This is a genomic window from Mycobacterium sp. VKM Ac-1816D (genome assembly GCF_000416385.1).
In the GTDB taxonomy this organism is placed as follows: Bacteria; Actinomycetota; Actinomycetes; order Mycobacteriales; family Mycobacteriaceae; genus Mycobacterium; species Mycobacterium neoaurum_A.
On record NZ_AOHQ01000137.1, the window covers coordinates 1 to 16814 of the forward strand.

18 protein-coding genes are annotated in these 16814 nt (G+C 67.5%); 8 read left to right on the forward strand and 10 right to left on the reverse strand.

The genetic code is table 11. From position 1 onward, the window contains the following. Positions 1–114: 114 nt before the first annotated feature. The 3 genes from G154_RS15135 to G154_RS15145 are packed head-to-tail and all read right to left on the reverse strand — an operon-like array spanning position 115 to position 3463. A complete protein-coding gene (locus G154_RS15135; RefSeq protein ID WP_019514805.1) occupies positions 115–1365 on the reverse strand; it encodes a cytochrome P450 in 1251 nt (416 codons plus the stop codon). Between the two features lie 4 nt (positions 1366–1369). Continuing rightward, entirely contained in the window at positions 1370–2296 is a 927-nt protein-coding gene (locus tag G154_RS15140) for an enolase C-terminal domain-like protein (protein WP_019514806.1), read from the reverse strand. Positions 2297–2308: 12 nt separating this feature from the next. Further along, positions 2309–3463, reverse strand: a complete 1155-nt coding sequence (locus G154_RS15145; RefSeq protein WP_019514807.1) for an alkaline phosphatase family protein — start codon at positions 3461–3463, stop codon at positions 2309–2311. 22 nt (positions 3464–3485) lie between these two features. Here G154_RS15145 and G154_RS15150 point away from each other — a divergent pair, with 22 nt between their 5' ends. Beyond that, on the forward strand, positions 3486–4145 hold the full coding sequence (locus G154_RS15150; RefSeq protein ID WP_019514808.1) for an MOSC domain-containing protein: 660 nt from the start codon (positions 3486–3488) through the stop codon (positions 4143–4145). 1 nt (position 4146) lies between these two features. On the opposite strand, the gene G154_RS15155 is transcribed toward G154_RS15150, so the two are convergent. The 3 genes from G154_RS15155 to G154_RS15165 form a co-directional block, all read right to left on the reverse strand. Continuing rightward, complete coding sequence (locus G154_RS15155; RefSeq protein ID WP_019514809.1) at positions 4147–4863, reverse strand: GDSL lipase; 717 nt, start codon at positions 4861–4863, stop codon at positions 4147–4149. A gap of 70 nt (positions 4864–4933) precedes the next feature. After that, on the reverse strand, positions 4934–6112 hold the full coding sequence (locus tag G154_RS15160) for an acyltransferase (RefSeq protein ID WP_019514810.1): 1179 nt from the start codon (positions 6110–6112) through the stop codon (positions 4934–4936). Between the two features lie 159 nt (positions 6113–6271). Beyond that, positions 6272–6826 (reverse strand): hypothetical protein, encoded by a 555-nt coding sequence (locus tag G154_RS15165; RefSeq protein ID WP_081650013.1) that lies wholly within the window; start codon positions 6824–6826, stop codon positions 6272–6274. Between the two features lie 317 nt (positions 6827–7143). Between G154_RS15165 and G154_RS15170 the strand changes: the two genes are divergently transcribed. Then, positions 7144–7659, forward strand: coding sequence for a hypothetical protein (locus tag G154_RS15170; RefSeq protein ID WP_023985831.1), 516 nt, complete (start codon positions 7144–7146; stop codon positions 7657–7659). Between the two features lie 7 nt (positions 7660–7666). Here G154_RS15170 and G154_RS15175 read toward each other — a convergent pair whose 3' ends face one another. After that, positions 7667–8914 (reverse strand): MFS transporter, encoded by a 1248-nt coding sequence (locus G154_RS15175; RefSeq protein ID WP_019514813.1) that lies wholly within the window; start codon positions 8912–8914, stop codon positions 7667–7669. Positions 8915–8962: 48 nt separating this feature from the next. Between G154_RS15175 and G154_RS15180 the strand changes: the two genes are divergently transcribed. Continuing rightward, positions 8963–9631, forward strand: a complete 669-nt coding sequence (locus G154_RS15180; protein WP_023985833.1) for a FadR/GntR family transcriptional regulator — start codon at positions 8963–8965, stop codon at positions 9629–9631. Between the two features lie 4 nt (positions 9632–9635). On the opposite strand, the gene G154_RS15185 is transcribed toward G154_RS15180, so the two are convergent. Beyond that, on the reverse strand, positions 9636–9890 hold the full coding sequence (locus tag G154_RS15185; protein WP_019514815.1) for a hypothetical protein: 255 nt from the start codon (positions 9888–9890) through the stop codon (positions 9636–9638). A gap of 516 nt (positions 9891–10406) precedes the next feature. Here G154_RS15185 and yaaA point away from each other — a divergent pair. The 4 genes from yaaA to G154_RS15205 all read left to right on the forward strand — a co-directional run bounded on the left by yaaA (position 10407) and on the right by G154_RS15205 (position 15007). Beyond that, positions 10407–11153 carry a peroxide stress protein YaaA gene (yaaA, locus tag G154_RS15190; protein WP_019514817.1) on the forward strand — a complete coding sequence of 249 codons (747 nt, stop codon included), beginning with the start codon at positions 10407–10409 and terminating at the stop codon, positions 11151–11153. 80 nt (positions 11154–11233) lie between these two features. Beyond that, positions 11234–12427, forward strand: a complete 1194-nt coding sequence (locus G154_RS15195; RefSeq protein WP_045546454.1) for an esterase family protein — start codon at positions 11234–11236, stop codon at positions 12425–12427. Positions 12428–12471: 44 nt separating this feature from the next. Continuing rightward, the gene (locus G154_RS15200; RefSeq protein WP_019514819.1) at positions 12472–13839 is read left to right on the forward strand and encodes a wax ester/triacylglycerol synthase family O-acyltransferase; all 1368 of its coding nucleotides are present in this window, start codon (positions 12472–12474) and stop codon (positions 13837–13839) included. A 247-nt stretch (positions 13840–14086) separates the two neighbouring features. Continuing rightward, entirely contained in the window at positions 14087–15007 is a 921-nt protein-coding gene (locus tag G154_RS15205; protein ID WP_131701300.1) for a hypothetical protein, read from the forward strand. Between the two features lie 49 nt (positions 15008–15056). Here the strand turns inward: G154_RS15205 and G154_RS15210 are convergent, their stop codons facing one another. Together G154_RS15210 and G154_RS15215 are read right to left on the reverse strand one after the other, a co-directional pair. Beyond that, a complete protein-coding gene (locus tag G154_RS15210) occupies positions 15057–15722 on the reverse strand; it encodes a GNAT family N-acetyltransferase (RefSeq protein WP_019514822.1) in 666 nt (221 codons plus the stop codon). A gap of 77 nt (positions 15723–15799) precedes the next feature. Beyond that, positions 15800–16426, reverse strand: a complete 627-nt coding sequence (locus G154_RS15215; protein ID WP_019510958.1) for a TetR/AcrR family transcriptional regulator — start codon at positions 16424–16426, stop codon at positions 15800–15802. A 102-nt stretch (positions 16427–16528) separates the two neighbouring features. On the opposite strand from G154_RS15215, the gene G154_RS15220 reads away from it, so the two are divergent. Beyond that, positions 16529–16807 carry a WhiB family transcriptional regulator gene (locus tag G154_RS15220; protein ID WP_023985835.1) on the forward strand — a complete coding sequence of 93 codons (279 nt, stop codon included), beginning with the start codon at positions 16529–16531 and terminating at the stop codon, positions 16805–16807. Positions 16808–16814: the final 7 nt, after the last annotated feature.

A 16814-nucleotide genomic window follows, 5' to 3' on the forward strand; every position in this document is an offset into this window, starting at 1 on the left:
CAACGCACCCGACAACACGACCGCGACTACCGCATCAACGCCGAACGCACCCGCAACGCAGCCGCCGGCGATAGCGGCACCGATCCCCCGCCCTTCTGAAAAGGGTGGCCGCCCCTACACCGTCACCGGCAACGACAACATGCCGCGCAGCGTGACGTTTGGCTTGTACTTGGGCTCGCCGCCGAGTTCGGCATTCGGAAACCGCTTCGTCACCGCCGACAACACGATCGAGGCCTCCAGTCGCACCAAGGGTGCGCCGAGACAGAAGTGCGCACCGTGGCCGAAGCCGAGATGCCGGATGACGCCACGGTCTGGATCGAAAACGTCGGGATTCCCGTTGGCGGCCGGGTCGCGGTGGGCCGCAGCCAACAACACGATCATGGTGTCGCCCTTGGGAATATGCAGATCGCCCAGGGTGATGTCGTCAGCGGCAACGCGACCCAGCAGTTGCGCGGCCGGGTCGAAACGCAGCGTCTCTTCGATGACCCGCAACGCACGCTTCGGGTCGGCACCCAGCGCCGCCCACTGCTGCTTGTCGCGAAGCATGGCCAGTACCGCCGTGGCCATCATGCTGACAGTCGACTCATGTCCTGCGATGAGCAACAAATTGCAGGTAGAGATGATCTCGTCCTCGGATAGCTGATCCCCGGACTCTTCGACGGCGATCAACGCGGAGATCAGGTCGTCACCGGGATCGCTCCGCCGGGCGCTGATCAGGTCGCGGAAGTAACGGCGCAACCACTTGCCCGCCTCGATGCGGTCGGTGAAACCCTCGGGCACCTCGCCGGTGGCCGACAGGAACGGATCGACCGTCTGGGCCAGCAGCGTGGAGGCGATCCCGAACTTCGGTTCATCCTCGACCGGAACACCGAGCAGCCGGCAGATGACGGCCACCGCGACCGGATAGGCCAGCCCACCGACCGCATCGAACTCGCCACGGTCCTGCGCAGTGTCCAGCAAAGAATCGACCGTGCTGATGATCTCCTGGCGCAGCTGGTTGATCACCCGCGGCGCAAACGCCTTGGCCACCAGCTTGCGCAGCCGGGTGTGGTCCGGCGGATCGAGGAACAGAAAGGCAGGCGTCCGTCGCTTGTCGACGAGTCCGGCCAGGCCGAACGGTCGGGGCTGCTCCCCTGCCGCGATCTGGCGCTGCGCGATGGCCGACTTCATGCGGTCGCTGGCCGCTGCCGGATGCCGCAGCACGGCATCGCAGTGTGCGTAGGAGGACAACACCGTCAAGCTGATCTCGGGGATCTGCAACGGCCCGTATTCACGCAGTTGGCGGTACACCGGATAGGGGTCGATCCGGTTCGCCGGGTCGAGCGCGCGGCCGAGAAGTACCTGCGGGGTGGACACGGAGGTCATGCCCTCATTGTGCAATTGCGTTCTGCAGACGTCTGCGCCACCACCGAATTCGTTCCGGATCCGTCACCGTGTGCTCCGCAGGCAACTGCGGTGCCGGCGACATCGGTGCGACCGGCAGGAACCCCACGACCGGGACCAGACTTCGCGACGCCGCGACGGGATCCGCAGCCACCACCAGTCCCGCGCCCAGCTCGCAGGCGAAGGGCAGTGTGGGCAGCGCGCCGGCAAGGGCCACCCCGACCGCTGCACCAACGCTGGTCTGCTCACCCGAGGTCACCACGCAGGGCATCCCGCTGATCTCGGCGACACGCAGTGCCCGCCGCGCCCCGCCGAGCACACCGCAGTGCAGGATCGCGATATCGGCAAGGCCGCGCAACTCCAGATCCGGCGCAGCGTGGACGGCGATCGGAACATCGACCAGGCGTCGCACGGCGCGCAGCTGCTCGTGGTCGGCACAGGGGCGCGCAATGAACTCGAGGCCACCGGCGGCGCGGTCCAGCGCCCCGATCGCAGCCACCGCGCTCGCGGCGTCCCAACGCTCCCGCGCATCGCACCGGATGTTCCCGTCGGGTCCCAGCGCCGCACGGACCGCCGCCACGCGATCGATGTCCTCACCCGTCGCGCCGTGTACCTCGACCGTGGCGGTGCGGCATCCCGATTCGAGGACTTGCGCTTGGGCACGACCGGGGTCGACGGCGCCGATGCCCACGGCAACAGGGACGCGCCCGCGTACCGCATCCGGCCAACCGACCGTGCCCACCTCGGTGGCTGCCGTGAGCCACCGTCCCAGCAGCTGGTCGGGACAGTCGGCAGGCGGGCTGAATTCGCCCCAGCCCTGCGGTCCTTCCAGCATCATGCCCTCGTGTGTGCCGCCGTCACGGAGCGGAACGGCGAACACCGCGGCGGCCTCGAGGTCGATGAGGGTCTGCACAAGCAGTGGACGCTAGTTGCCCGTGGCGGCGAAGGTGTACAGCGGCACCAACATTTCCGCCGGCGTCAGCGAACCATGATGGCCGAGAAGGTTCGATTGCAAGGGTTCAGCACCGGAGCGGATCACCGCGCGGTCAGCACCGGAGACCACCACGACGTCACCGATGCGCGGCGCGACATCCTCGCGTACGTTCGGTCCGAACCAGCCGGCGCCGGTGACCTCCACGCGGGTCAACACGGTGAAATCGCTGCCCAGCGTCTCGCGCCAGATCGCGGCAACATCGTCGGCCGCACCGGGTTCGGTGTAGACGTGCCGGGCGCGTGGTTCGCCGCCCAGCGTGCGCACACCGGTCTGCAGCACCGCGGTGCTGTCGAAGTCGACCGGGTCGGCGACCTGCACCATGCCGTGGTCGGCGGTGACGATCAGCGCCGACCCGGCCGGTAGCCGTTCGGCGATCAGTCGGATCATGAGGTCGATCTGCGCCAGTTCCAGCGCCCAGGATTCGGAGTGGGGACCACGTACATGGCCGGTCATGTCGAGGTCGCCGTGATAGGCATAGACCAGCGTGCGGTCGGCAGCCGACAGCGCCGTGAGCACCCCGTCGACAAGGTCGCCCGAGGAGAAGGTCGGCCGGAAGTCGCCACCGCGCAGCGCCGCCCGGGTCAGCCCAGAGCCCGCCTGATAGGTCGGTGCCACCTGGGTCACCACCACACCGTCGGCGGCGGCCCGCTCGAAGGCGGTCCGCGATGGCTGGAAATGCTCGGGGATGAGCTCTTTTAGCAGATCGACCTTGGGCCCCTGGCCCATCAACCCCCATTTCAGCGGATTCATCAAACGGTCGTGACCGGGCACCGAAAGCAGGTAGCCGACCAGGCCATGCTCCCCCGACGGCAGGCCGGTGCCCAGCGACGCCAGGCTCGCCACCGTCGTGCTGGGGAAACCCGCGGTGAGCGATCGGTCCGGCCGGGCGGCGAGCAGCGGCGCGACATCCCGGCGGGCCGCGACCAATTCGCTGCCCATGCCGTCGATCAGCAGGACGGCGATTCGTCGCACCGAACCCAGATCCAGACCTATCCGGTCCGACTCGCCAGCCACACCGAGAACCCCGAGCACGGACGGAAGAAGGTCGGCGAGTGCGCCGGTGCCGTAGCGCGGGGAGACGAACATGCCGCCAGACTAGGCTTGCCCCATGTCGAGCGTGCTGACGGTCAACATCGCCCACCCCATGACCAACCCCGATCACAAGAAGAAGCCGACCGGCATCGACAAGCGCCCCACCGATGATGCGGTCGCCGTACGGGCTCCCGGCCCGATGCGGGGTGGTCTCGGCAGTGGCCTGGTCGGCGATCTGGTCAGCGAACAGAAGTACCACGGCGGTGACGATCAGGCGGTTTATGCCTATGCCCGGGAAGATCTGGACTTCTGGGAGGGCGAACTCGGCCGCGATATAGGCAACGGCGTGTTCGGCGAGAATCTCACCACCGCGGGCATCGACGTCACCAACGCGCTCGTCGGCGAACGCTGGCGCATCGGCACGGACGGTCTTGTGCTGGAGGTGACGCGTCCCCGCACCCCGTGCCGGACCTTCTCGGCGTGGCTGGATATCGACGGCTGGATCAAGACATTCACGCGCAAGGGTGCACCGGGAGCGTATCTGCGCGTGATCTCCCCGGGGTCGGTGCGCGGCGGCGATGCGGTCGAGATAATCGATCGCCCGGACCATGACGTGACGATCGGCACCGTCTTCCTGGCGATGACGACGCAGCCCGCCCTTTGGCCCGCACTGCTCGCGGCCGACGCCCTGCCGGGTGAGCTCAAGGAGAAGGCCCGGCGCAAAGCCGGGGTGTGAATCAGCGTCGCGGCGTCAGCTGCGCACCCATCAGCCGGGCAATCTTGTCGGCGAGGTAGAGATGGCCCGCGTCGGTGGGATGCACCCCGTCAGCGGCGATCAGATCGGGGCGGCCGACGAACCAGCCCTCGGCAATCGGATCGACGAATCGCGCGCCGGCCGATCGGGCAACGGCCGCCAGCGCATCCCGGATGCGCAGGATCTCCACCGGCACGTCGGCGGTCGGCCAGGGCGGCCCGATGACCAGGAGGCGGGCCGCCGGTGCGATCCCATGCACCAGGGCAAAGGCATTGCGTGCCTGATCGACGACATCCGTTACCGCCACCGGTTGGTCGTTGCGCGATCCGAAGAACACCACCAACCGATCATCGGGCTGGACTGCGCGCGTCGTCAGATCCCAGAACAGGCTGCCGCGGTCACCCCGCACGCCGTAGCCGGCCCGGCCCTCTGCCGCGACATCGGCGACGACGGGCCTGCCCTGGGAGGCCAGCAACTGCCAGGCCTGAGCCGGCCACCCGGCCGCACCGATCCCGCCCCAATCGGTCCCGTTGGTATACGAGTCGCCGATCACCGCAACCCGGCTCGACGGTGTTTCCACCGACAGTCGCCGCGCGTCGATGCGGGCGTCCGGTATGGCGACGCATACGAGCATCACGACCACCGCTGCCAGAGTCGACAATGGCAGGATGGGGCGCCGCAGCACGTCTGTCATGATCATCGGCGGCGAGCTTACTCGAAGAACCCGTGAGAAGCCCTGCCGCACACGGCCATTGGGGTTCCCCGGCGGGTCATGCCGACAGCCGGGTCTCGGAGTCCACCGCGCGCACGCTGGCGGCAGGCTTTTTTCTACCGACCATCCGACGCATCCATATCCGGGCCGGCTCCTCCACCACGTGATACAGCGCCGCCGACGCCGTCAGGGTGATGGCGAACACCGCGACCAGCCACCACACTCCGCCTGGTCCGGCCATGGTCAGTTCGAACTGCTTGGCCGCCCAGATCCAGGCGGTGTGGATCAGCTCGTGGACCATGTACAGGCTGAACGAGATCTGCCCGCCGTAGATCAGGATGCGGTGTGAGAGTAGCCACGGCAACGTGCCCGCACCGATCGACAACGTCACCACCAGCGGCACGAACAGCAGGTCGACGACTCCCCCGCTGTCGATCACACCGGGGATCGGATGCTCGTCCAGCCAGTACAGGCTGCCGATGATCGTGGCGACCAATGCGATCGAGGCCAGTCCTGCCGCGGTCCGGGCCCGGTCGCTTGGGTACAAACGGCGCACCGCCGCGCACGCGATGACTCCGGCGGTGAACTGCATCAGGATGCGGGGCAACCAGCTCCACGGCGTATAGAACTGGCCGCTGGCCAGCAGGAACATCACGGGCGGCAGGGTGGCCGCGAACGACAGCAGCAACAGGCTGCGAGCGCGGGTGGCCGCGGCCATTCGGAACACCACCAGCGCCAGGAAACCGAAGATCAGGTAGGCCAGCCACTCGGCGCTGATCGACCATGCCGGCCCGTTCCAGCTCGAGCCGTCGAAGTAGGGCAGGTACCACAGCTGCACGAGAAAGAGCTGCCGCAGATAACTGGTGGCGGTCAGGGTATCGGCTACTTCGGACGGGAACCGCCCGACGTAGAGGGTGAAGATGATCCACAACGCCGCCAGATGCAGGGTGACCAGATAAACCGGCCACACCCGAGCCAACCGCATCCACAGGAAGTGCAGGGTGTCGCGGGTCGACCAGGTCGGACCCATTCGGTCCAGGTAGTTCCAGGCCAGGACGAAACCGCTCAGGATGAAGAACAGGTCGACGCCCTGGGCGCCGCTGTTGAGAATCGGTGCCAACGCGGTATTGATATCGGGTATCGACTCGGCGAGCAGCGGGCGGAAATGGAATAACACCACCCAGATGGCGGCGAAGAGGCGAAGGCCGGTGAGGGCCTTGATTTCTCCGCTACGCACGACACTCTTTTCGCGTTCCGATTACCTCGCGCTCGCGCGCGCTGCCCGGGCGGACCGTTCTCCCCGAGGTCCTCACTTCCGGCTCACGCAGAATAACAGCGCTACGGCCCTTGGCGCGGTAGGGCGAGATCGCGCCGCGGGAACCGGACCCCGTCCGGATTAAGGCGCCGGGGTCGGTGGTGCCGGTGCCGGTGGCGCCGGCGGTTTGTTGGCCTCGTACTGCTGGGCGTTGCGGTTGAGCGAATCGAGGTAGCCGCGCACCTGCAGTCCGGCCAGCAGCGGGCCCACTCCCGGCGCCGGCGGCTGTTGATCGGTCAGCGTCCAGGTCTGGCACTCGGTGGTCTTGAACACGCCATCGGTCGGCAGGACCTGGACGACCTGAGGCTGCTTGGTGAACGCACGGTCCAGGGTCTCGCCTTGTTCGGCACCGTCGACCGCCGGTGCCATCCGCCGCCAGGAGCATGTGCCGTCGGGGAACGGTCCCGCCGAGGCATACACACCGGGCACGATATCGACGCCGACCCGGTAGGTGCCGTCCTTGTCGATCACGGTCGCCGGCACCGGGGCCGGGGCCGGAGCGGGATCAACGGCGGGCGCGGAAGGGTCCGCCGGAGCCGGACTAGGGGCGGGTGGTTCGGCGGTCGCGAAACCGGCAGAGGCCATCGCAGCCACCGCCAGAACCGCACCGAGCATCGCCGGATTCCTCAAAGCCATGACACCCAGAGTAAGCGCGGCGCGGCAGCTGCGAAAACGAGTGGTGCGACTCACCCTTGCGTCGCGACCGAATGATTCGGCAAATTCGTTGCGGCCCTTCGGTTTCCCAGTCCAGAGGAGCCATCGCCGCCGCGTCGACCTCGTATCGCTACCGAGTTTGCGAGAACTTCAAATCCGGTCGCAAAGGTTCACGTCAAACAGGTCGACAGAACACCGCCGCGGAGCGTATTTGTGACGTGAACTGCGCTTTTATCATCCTGTGTTGGGAGTCACAGGATTTTGCCCGCTTACAAAATGCTCTGTTAACGTCCGTCGCCATGTTTGCTGTAGCTTCACTATTGGCGCTGGTTGGCCAGGTGTCGGGAACGCCATACATCTCGGGTGGGGACTCCCCGGCCGGGACAGATTGCTCGGGCCTCGCATCATGGGTCAGCAACGCCGCCACGAATCGGCCGGTTTTCGGCGACCGGTTCAATACCGGCAATCAGGAAAGCGCACTGCTGGCGCGCGGGTTCAAGTACGGAACTCAGCCCGGCGCGCTGGTGATCGGATGGAACAGTGGCCACACCGCAGTGACACTGCCGGACGGGACCGCGGTGTCCTCCGGCGAAGGCGGCGGAGTCAAGATCGGCGGCGGAGGCGCGTACCAGCCGCAATTCACCAAGCACATGTATCTCCCCGTCGAGGAGATCGCGCCGGCACCACCCGCGCCGGGAACACCCCCGCCGCCTCCCGCGCCGGGCACACCCCCGCCGCCGGCGCCGGTGGCCTTCGTGCCGCCCCCGCCGGGACAGCTCCCTCCCGTCGCACCCCCGCCCGGCGTTCCCGTCTAGGCGAGACTCAGACGTAGCGGGGACGGCCCGCCAAAGCGCCCAACACCATCTGCACTATGTACACCGTCATGACCATGACCCAAGGCACCGTCCATCCACCGCTCGTCTCGTGCAGCAGTCCGAAGAGGAACGGTCCGACCCCGGCCAGTAGATATCCCAACCCCTGCACCATCCCGGACAACCGGGCGGTATCCGCGGCAGTCCGCGAGCGCAGGCCGATCACCGCCAGAGCGAGCGAGAACACGCTCATGCCCAGTCCGAGCAGGACCGTCCACAACAACGGCGCCGCCATCGGCGCCAGCGTCAACCCCAGAACTCCACCGAAACCGAGCAGTCCCAGTCCGACGATCCAGCCGCTCTGACTGGCCCGCCTGGCAGCCATCGGGGCCACCACGATGCTGATCGGCACGGCGATCACCGCGTTCAAGCCGAGCAGCAGTCCGGCATCGGACTTGCTCATCCCGTGGTCTATGAAGACCTGCGGTAGCCAACCCATCACGATGTAGGCCAGGCACGACTGGCACCCGAAGAATCCGGTGATGGTCCAGGCCAGCCTGCTCCGGAGCATCGAACGCGGTTGTCCCGCCGCGACGGCCGGCGTGGTGGCAGCTGCCCGCGCATGGTGCCCGCGGATGGCCAGCACCCAGAAGACCAGTGCCGCGGCGGCCAGGCCTGCCCAGGCACCGAGAGCGGGCCGCCAGCCGCCGAACAGGTCGTCCAGCGGCGGGGTGACAGCGGAACCGGCGGCGCCCCCGCCCTGCAGGGCCGCCGTATAGATGCCGGTCATCAAGCCGATCCGGGCGGGAAAGGACTCCTTGATCACGACGGGTATCAACACGTTGATCAAGGCGATCCCGGCGGTGGCCACCAGGGTGCCGCCGATGACGACCGCAGGCCCGTCGACGACGCGCAGCACCAGGCCGCCGATCAGGACCCCCAGTGCGGCGGTGATGGCGTGGCCCAATCCGATCCGACGCGCCAGATAGGGCGCAGTCAGTCCGGCCAGCGCAAAGCACAATCCCGGCAAGGTGGTGAGCAGTCCGGCCCACAACGCCGATGTTCCCAGCTCACCCCGCATGTCCGCGAGCAGCGGCCCCACACTTGTGATGGCCGGGCGCAGATTCGCAGCCGTCAGCACGACCGCCGCCATCAGCAGCACGCCACCGGCGACCACCTCGGCGGGACGTGGATCGCTCGGACCGTGGGCCTCGACGTCCCGGCCGTCCAGGGTCTGCGGGTGGCGGCTGTGGTTCATCTGCACTAGGTTGCCATACATCCGATGATTGGATGAAAGGGGTTTCGCGTGCCGTTGGCTTCGACGCGCCGGACAGGCTTGGTCGACCAGGCCATCGAGCAGCTGCGCAGTTCAGTGGCCACCGGCGAATGGCCGGTCAACGCCAAAATCCCGACCGAACCGGAACTGGCGCAGTCCCTCGGAGTGGGACGAAACACCGTCCGGGAAGCCGTCCGTGCCCTTGCTCACAGTGGGATCTTCGAAGTCCGACAAGGTGATGGCACGTATGTGCGGGCCACCAGCGAGGTCTCCGGAGCCCTGCACCGGTTGTGCGGCTCGGAACTGCGCGATGTGCTTCAGGTGCGGCGTTGCCTCGAGGTGGAGGCCGCCCGGCTGGCCGCCACGGCACGCAGCGCCGAGGATCTGGTCACGTTGTGGCAACTCTGGGAGCGCACGGAGCAGCTCCGCGGCGACCGCCGGGACGAGGAGTTCGCCCGCGCCGATGCCGACCTGCACTTCGCGATCGTGCGCAGCGCACACAACGCGGTGTTGACGGAGCTGTACCGCGGATTGACCGAAGTCGTGCTCGCAAGCGTGGTCACGAGCACCGGAAATCTCGATGACAGCCCGCAGCACCGCGAGCTGATCCAGGCCATCGCCGACGGCGACCAGGCGCTGGCGAGCAGGGAGGCCGGCGGCTTTCTCGACGAACTACTCGACCGGCTTCCGGAGCGGTAGTCGCCTACTCCGGCTGCAGGACGTCGGAATCGACGAACGTCAGCGAGCCGCTGTCGAGCAGGACTGCCCACCGCCGCGCCGGATCCGCAATGTGGTGCTCACCGATATCGACGGACTGACCAGCCGTGTCACCGAAATCGTCGACGATCACTCCGACTGCCTCGTCCTCGGTACCGGCATGGACGCGCACTCGCGCGTCGATGGCGAATCCCTGATCCTGGTTGTCGGGGCCGGCACCGACGATTCCCTGAGCAGTCACCAGAACTCCCTAGTCATCCGCGGCGGCCGCCATCCGCGGCCACCCAGTCGAGTGAGACGCAGAAACGGATATGCGATCCGGCCCTGCGCTGTTTCTCATTGCACGTCCAGCCCCCGACGAGCATCGGTTCGATCCCCTCGTACCGATCGACGCCCAACCGAACACGCCGATCCTCATTTACCGAATACAACGTTGTCAATCCGTCCGCCGCAACGAGCCGGAAAGATGGTCGGACTGGCGTTGCACCCGGTGTGTCCATCGTAAACTCCTGGCGCGCCAATCTGCTCGGCCACAGCCCCGCAAAGGACTCCCGAAATGTCGGCGACCGCCGGGTGGTCAATTTGCGGATGGCACAAAAAGCGTGCGCGCTCGCCATTCGAATTCTCGAATGGACAAAGCACCGAAAATCCCCGTTCGTGCAATTTCAGCAAATTCATCTACAGGCCGATGGAGACCATCCGGCACCACGCCGGAGCCGCGGCACAGTGCGGTGTGGGCTGAGCTAACGTCTGTCCCGTGATCGTGCTGCTTCCCCCTTCGGAGACCAAACGCGCCGGCGGCGACGGCCCAGCTCTGCGATTGCACGACCTCAGCTTTCCGGCCCTGAACGGCGTGCGCGGCGAGCTCGTCGACGAACTGGTCGCACTGGCCTCCGATATCCCTGCCGCTCGTCGGGCGCTCGGTGTGACCGCTGCCCAGGATGGCGAGATCGCCCGTAATGCCGAGCTGACGACCGCGCCGACCATCGCGGCCATCCAGCGCTACACCGGGGTGCTCTACGACGCGCTCGACGTCGACTCGTTACGCGGTGCCGCAGCGGCGCGGGCACGTGCCCGGCTGGCGGTCGGGTCCGCGCTGTTCGGCCTGCTGCGCGCCGACGACCCGGTTCCGGCCTACCGACTCTCGGCGGGGTCGAAGATCCCGGGACGCTCCACACTGGCCGCCCGCTGGCGCCCGGTCCTGGAACCACTGCTGGCCGAGATCGCCGAGGACGACCTCGTCATCGATCTGCGGTCGGGGTCCTATGTCGGACTGGGCCGGCTTCCCGGGGCCGTACGAGTGGAGGTCCTTGCCGAACGAGAGGACGGACAGCGTTCGGTGGTGAGCCATTTCAACAAGGCGCACAAGGGCAGACTGGCCAGGGCGCTGGCGACCAGTCGCGCAGAACCCGATGACGCCGCCAAGGTCGCCGGTATCGCGCGCCGGGCGGGTATGTGCGTGGAACGCGACGGGAACACCCTGACGGTCATCGTGCCCGCATGAGTTAAATCGTTATGTAACAACGCGATCACAGCGAGCGTCGCACCGTGGCGACTCATCCGTGCGCTGCTAGTTTGCCGTGCATGACGCATCCGACAAGGCTGCGGCGCTGGGCGCGTCGTTGCGTGTCCACAGTCCTGGCCACCGCCGTCGCGGGCTCGCTGATCGGCGCTCCCGAGGCCGCCGCGTTCTCCAGGCCGGGGCTACCGGTCGAACAACTCGACATCCCGTCACCATCAATGGGACGCAACATCCGTGTCGAGTTCCAGGGTGGCGGCCCCCATGCGGTGTACCTCCTCGACGGACTGCGGGCTCAGGACGATTTCAGCGGTTGGGACATCAACACCGCGGCGTTCGAGTGGTACCACGACTCCGGTCTGTCCATCGTGATGCCTGTCGGCGGTCAGTCGAGCTTCTACAGCGACTGGTATCAGCCGGCCACGGGTAACAATGGCACGCTCACCTACAAGTGGGAGACGTTCCTGACCCAGGAGCTGCCCGGCTGGTTGGCCGCCAACCGCGGGATCAGCCCGGTGGGCAATGCGGTTGTGGGGCTTTCGATGTCGGGCGGATCTGCGCTGACACTCGCCGTCTGGCACCCGACCAAGTTCATCTTCGCCGCCTCGCTGTCCGGCTTCGTCAACCCGTCGCTGGGTCTGTGGCCGACTCTGATCGGACTGGCCATGCGCGATGCGGGCGGATACAACGCCACGAGCATGTGGGGGCAGACCAACGACCCGGCCTGGCGTCGCAACGACCCGATGGTCAACGTGGCGACGCTGGCCGCCAACCGCACCGCGATCTGGATCTACTGCGGTGACGGGACCCCCTCCGACCTCGACACCGGCGGTGATTTCGGCGGGATGTTCAGCGCGCAGTTCCTGGAGAACATCACCCTGAACACGAACAAGACCTTCCAGCAGCGCTATCTTGCCGCGGGCGGCCGCAACGGTGTCTTCAACTTCCCCAAGGACGGGACACACAGCTGGGGCTACTGGGGATCCCAGCTGCAGGCGATGAAGCCGGATCTGCAACGCGTGCTCGGCGTGATTCCGCCTGCCCCGCCGGCCGCCGCGCCAGTGCCGGGCGCTCCTGTTCCAGGTCTGCCACCGGCCGTCGCACCGGCCGTGGGCGCAGGACAACCCCCAGCGGCGGTCGGTTCACCCGTCCCGCCGCTCGCGGCAGCGCCCCGCGTCGCCGCGCCCATCGCACCGGCCCTCGCGGTCCCGGCAGCAGCCCCGGCGGCGGTCCAGCAGGCCACACTTCCGCCCTCCTGAGTATTCGACGGTACGACGGGCATCCGGGTGGGTAGTTTCACCCCATGAAGCTGATTTCCCCGACCGATGCGATGTTCCTCGTCGGCGAGTCCCGCGAGCATCCGATGCATGTCGGAGGTCTTCAACTCTTCGAACCACCCGCCGATGCCGGGCCGGACTTCGTGGCGGACATGTATCGGGCGATCGCCGGTTTCGGCGATTTCCAGCCGACATTCCGTAAGCACCCGGCGACGTTCTTCGGCGGAATCACCAATATCGGTTGGACTTTGGACGACGAGGTCGACGTCGACTACCACCTACGCCGTTCGGGTTTACCGAGGCCCGGGCGGGTACGTGAGCTGCTCGAGCTCACCTCGCGCATCCACGGCAGCCTGCTGGACCGTCATCGGCCACTGTGGGAGGCGTACTTCGTGGAGGGACTCAGCGACGGCAGGTTCGCCATCTACACCAAGATCCACCACTCCCTCATCGACGGCGTCTCGGCACAACGGCTGATGATCAGGACACTGTCGGCGGACCCGCACGATCGCGAGATCCGGGTTCCCTGGACCCTGGCGCCCAAGCGCAGGCCGGCGCGCCCGAACACGGCGGGATCACTGGTGCGGTCGGTGACGGGTACCGCCTCGGCCGTCGCGGGGCTGGCCCCGACCACCTTGGGGTTGGCCCGCGCCGCCCTGCTCGAGCAGCAACTCACGCTTCCGTACCGGGCACCCAAGACGATGTTCAACGTGCCCATCGGCGGCGCCCGCCGGTGCGCCGCGCAATCCTGGCCGCTGGCGCGGATCCGGGCGGTCAAGGCGGCCACCGGCGTCACGGTCAACGATGTCGTGTTGGCCATGTGCGCCGGTGCGCTGCGCGCCTACCTCGAAGAGCAGAACGCGTTACCCGAAACTCCCTTGGTGGCAATGGTTCCGGTGAGCCTGCGCAGTGAGCACGAGCAGGACGCCGGCGGGAACATGGTCGGCACCATCCTGTGCAACCTGGCCACCGACACCGCCGATCCGCTGCGCAGATTGGAGGCCATCAGCTCCTCGACGCGCGACAACAAGCGGGTGTTCAGCGAACTCCCGCGGACTCAGGCACTGGCGCTGTCGGGTTTCCTGGTCGCCGGGCTGGGTCTGAGCCTGGTCCCCGGCGTCGTGTCCTCGACTCCGCCGCCGTTCAACATCGTCATCTCCAATGTGCCGGGGGCACGAGAGCCCATGTACTGGAACGGGGCCCGACTCGACGGCAACTACCCCATGTCGATCGCGCTGGACGGCCAGGCCCTGAACATCACGCTCACCAACAATGCCGACAACCTCGATTTCGGACTCGTCGGTTGCCGGCGCAGCGTGCCGCACCTGCAGCGGTTGCTCGTGCATCTGGAGGATTCACTGACCGACCTGGAAAAGGCCGCCGTCGGGATGTGAGCCGAACCGGCGGCAAAGGCATTCGCGGGACGCTCTTTTCGCGATGCGGGCTTCGCGTCACGGGACGGGCACCGGTTGGCATCGGATCGGTGTCGGCTCCGACGCGCGGTGAATCTGGGAGCCGAACCGCGATAGGTTCCCCACGTCGTTTGTCGCCGGCCGAATCAGGAAATCGATGCCACCCACCGTCAACAGGCTCGCCATCACGTCTGTTGCGACGGCAGGGATGTGTTTCGGCGTGTTGGCCATGAGTTCCGTGGTTTCGGCCGAGCCGACGACCAGTCCAGGCGTGCCCTGCCTGGATATGGTCCAGCAGCTGTCCACCAGTCCCGAGATCGTCCCGCAGGCTGTCGATGCCGCGGTCGCGGCGCCCGCGGAAACGGGGGTGTCCCCACTGATCGAGGCCCCGCTGATCGAGGCCGCGGCCGTCCCCCCGGCGCCCGAACCGTCGGCCGTCGCGGCACCACCGGCGCCCGAACCGGCGGCCGTCGCGGCGCCCATCGCCGAACAGATCGCCGAACCCATCGCCGAACCCGTAGCCGCAGCGGCTGTTCCGACCGAAACGCTGGACCTGATCTCTCCGGTGCTGGCCGGACCGCCGGTTGCCGAACCTCTGTCGGCCGCGCCGATCGGGCCGCCGCCGGCGGTACCGGTGGCGCCGGCACCCGTCCTGCCCGCCGCCGTGCCGCCGGTACCCGTGCCCGTGCCGGGCGCAGCACCTCCGGTCGCACCGGTGGCCGCGCCGCTGACCCAGGCCGGCGCTGTGATCACTCCCCCGGCGCCCGTGCTGAGCCCGGCACCCGTGATGGCCGAAGCCGCGGCGGTACCACCGATTGCCGATGTCGCCGAGACCGTTCCGGCTCCGGTGGAGGCCGCTGCGGCCGAGCTGGTCGAGGCCGCCGCACCGATTCCGGTCGCTGCAGCGCCGGTTGCCGCAGCCGCACCGGCCGAGGCCGCCGCGGCTGCATCGGCTGCTGCCATATCTGCTCCGGCTGCCGCCGCATTGGCCACCGATACCGTGCTGCCCGCCATTGCCTCGGCGCCCGCGGTGCTGGCGGCGACGCCGCCGCCTCCGCTGGCACTACCGGCAATGCCGGGCCTGCCGGTCCAACTGCCTGCCTCGATCCCGTTCCCGACCGACCTGGTGTGTGAGGGCACCGCCTGGTGACGCGCCGCCCACATCTCCTATGGCCGTAAGGATCACCGGGTTTGGGCGATCAGGGTGCGGGCACACCCGGAGCGCGGACCACGACCGGTACGGCCGGGAAGTAGATCGCCATCTCTGATCGGCATTTGCGCAGAGCCGCGGTCGCATAACCCTTCTTGCGGCATTCCGGATGGATCCAGACCCGGACTTCGACCTCGTGGTCGACGAGCTCGCCGAGCACCATGCCGACCTTGCGATCACCCTCCAAGGCGACGAACCATGCCGCTTCTTCGGCGTCGACCCGGCCGAGCGCAGCCCTGATCTCATCCTCCAGACTGCCCGCGGGACCGCCCCTTCCGTCGCCGGCGGTATGCATGTCTTCGATGCGGGCACCGAAGATATCGCGGTCCTCGGTGCCGGAGAAGGTACGCAGCACGACGCTTTCGGCTCCGGAGGCCGGCCGGTCGTTGAGGGTGAAGGTGAGCTGGCTGTTCAAATCCTCCAATTCGGCGGCGATGCTGCGGCGCGAATCCTTGGTGAGTTTGTCGAAGGACAGCCCGAACACCGCTTCGCTGCCTGCCTGGCTGGTGCCCAGCAACTCGGCGATCGCCGAGACAGCGGCATCACGGTCATCGGCGTCGACGATGATGTCGAGTACCTCGTGCCTGCGGTCGAGTGCCTTGAGCAAGGCATCGGTGATATCACGACGGGCGGCAGCACGATCCAGATCGGTCATGCCCCAACCTTAGACCCGAGCGATCCGCTTCTCGCCGGATCGCCGCGCCACGAACCGCGCGTGGCGGGCGCGCATGGTCAGCTCCGCTCCGTGTGCGGGAACAGACCATCGCGCAGCAGCGTGTCCACCGACGTCTGCCAACGATCGAGTTGGGATGGGGCGGTGAACGGTTCGGGCAGGTGACGTTCGATATGCGGGCGCAGGCTCACCGCACCGAGGGCAAGCACCAGCGCATTGGTCGCCGCCCACACCACGTCGATATCGGGACGCGCTTCGCCGCTGTCGGCGCGCGCCTGCCAGCGCGCGACACCGACCTCGAACAGGCGGTCGAAGACCACGTGCCCCAGTGCGCTGCCGTCGACCAGCGCGCGCCCGAGGTAAGCAGCCACATCAGGATGCTCGGCGATGATCCGATTCACCCGTCGCCCCACCTCGGAGATCGAATCCGATGTGCGCTCGTCGATCGGCTGGGCCATCGGCGTGATCACGACGTCGAGCACGTACTCGTCGACAGCCTTGATCAGGCCCGCCTTCGTCGCGAAGTGGTGCTGGACCAGACCCAGCGACACCCCGGCGGCCGCCGCCACACCACGCAGTGTCGTCGCGGCGGCTCCTTGCGCGGCGAAGCTCGCCAGCGCCGCACCGCGAATTCTGTCGATACTGCGCGGTTCTGCCACGCCCGGTCCGCCGCCCTCTGCGCTCACATGAGTAACCGTAGTCAACATCACTCCTCCACCGCCTCGACGGTAAAGACGAATTTACGATACAAACGTATTGTCGAGTTCGGAAGTTTGGAAGGGGGGAACATGTATCCGATAACGGCAGCCGACGGGATGTGGACGGCACCGTGTACGCAAGATCCCGACCGTTGGACGACGACCGCCGACGAGGGGGCCAAGGCACTGTGCCGCGCCTGTCCACGGCGCTGGCAGTGCGCAAAAGAGGCCTGCGTGACACCGGGCGCCGAGGGGCTGTGGGCCGGGATCGTGTTGCCGCCGGCCGGCCGCAGCAGGCAGTTCGCGCTCAAACAGTTGCGGTCGCTGGCCGAACGCAACGGCGTGTCCGTACGGCGCCGATCGAGCTGAATCAGGC

Coding starts and splice junctions, on each gene's coding strand:
- G154_RS15135 (WP_019514805.1), bottom strand. CDS start 1,365: ATGACCTCCGTGTCCACCCCGCAGGTACTTCTCGGCCGCGCGCTCGAC.
- G154_RS15145 (WP_019514807.1), bottom strand. CDS start 3,463: ATGTTCGTCTCCCCGCGCTACGGCACCGGCGCACTCGCCGACCTTCTT.
- G154_RS15150 (WP_019514808.1), top strand. CDS start 3,486: ATGTCGAGCGTGCTGACGGTCAACATCGCCCACCCCATGACCAACCCC.
- G154_RS15155 (WP_019514809.1), bottom strand. CDS start 4,863: ATGATCATGACAGACGTGCTGCGGCGCCCCATCCTGCCATTGTCGACT.
- G154_RS15165 (WP_081650013.1), bottom strand. CDS start 6,826: ATGGCTTTGAGGAATCCGGCGATGCTCGGTGCGGTTCTGGCGGTGGCT.
- G154_RS15170 (WP_023985831.1), top strand. CDS start 7,144: ATGTTTGCTGTAGCTTCACTATTGGCGCTGGTTGGCCAGGTGTCGGGA.
- G154_RS15175 (WP_019514813.1), bottom strand. CDS start 8,914: ATGAACCACAGCCGCCACCCGCAGACCCTGGACGGCCGGGACGTCGAG.
- G154_RS15195 (WP_045546454.1), top strand. CDS start 11,234: ATGACGCATCCGACAAGGCTGCGGCGCTGGGCGCGTCGTTGCGTGTCC.
- G154_RS15200 (WP_019514819.1), top strand. CDS start 12,472: ATGAAGCTGATTTCCCCGACCGATGCGATGTTCCTCGTCGGCGAGTCC.
- G154_RS15205 (WP_131701300.1), top strand. CDS start 14,087: ATGAGTTCCGTGGTTTCGGCCGAGCCGACGACCAGTCCAGGCGTGCCC.
- G154_RS15210 (WP_019514822.1), bottom strand. CDS start 15,722: ATGACCGATCTGGATCGTGCTGCCGCCCGTCGTGATATCACCGATGCC.
- G154_RS15220 (WP_023985835.1), top strand. CDS start 16,529: ATGTATCCGATAACGGCAGCCGACGGGATGTGGACGGCACCGTGTACG.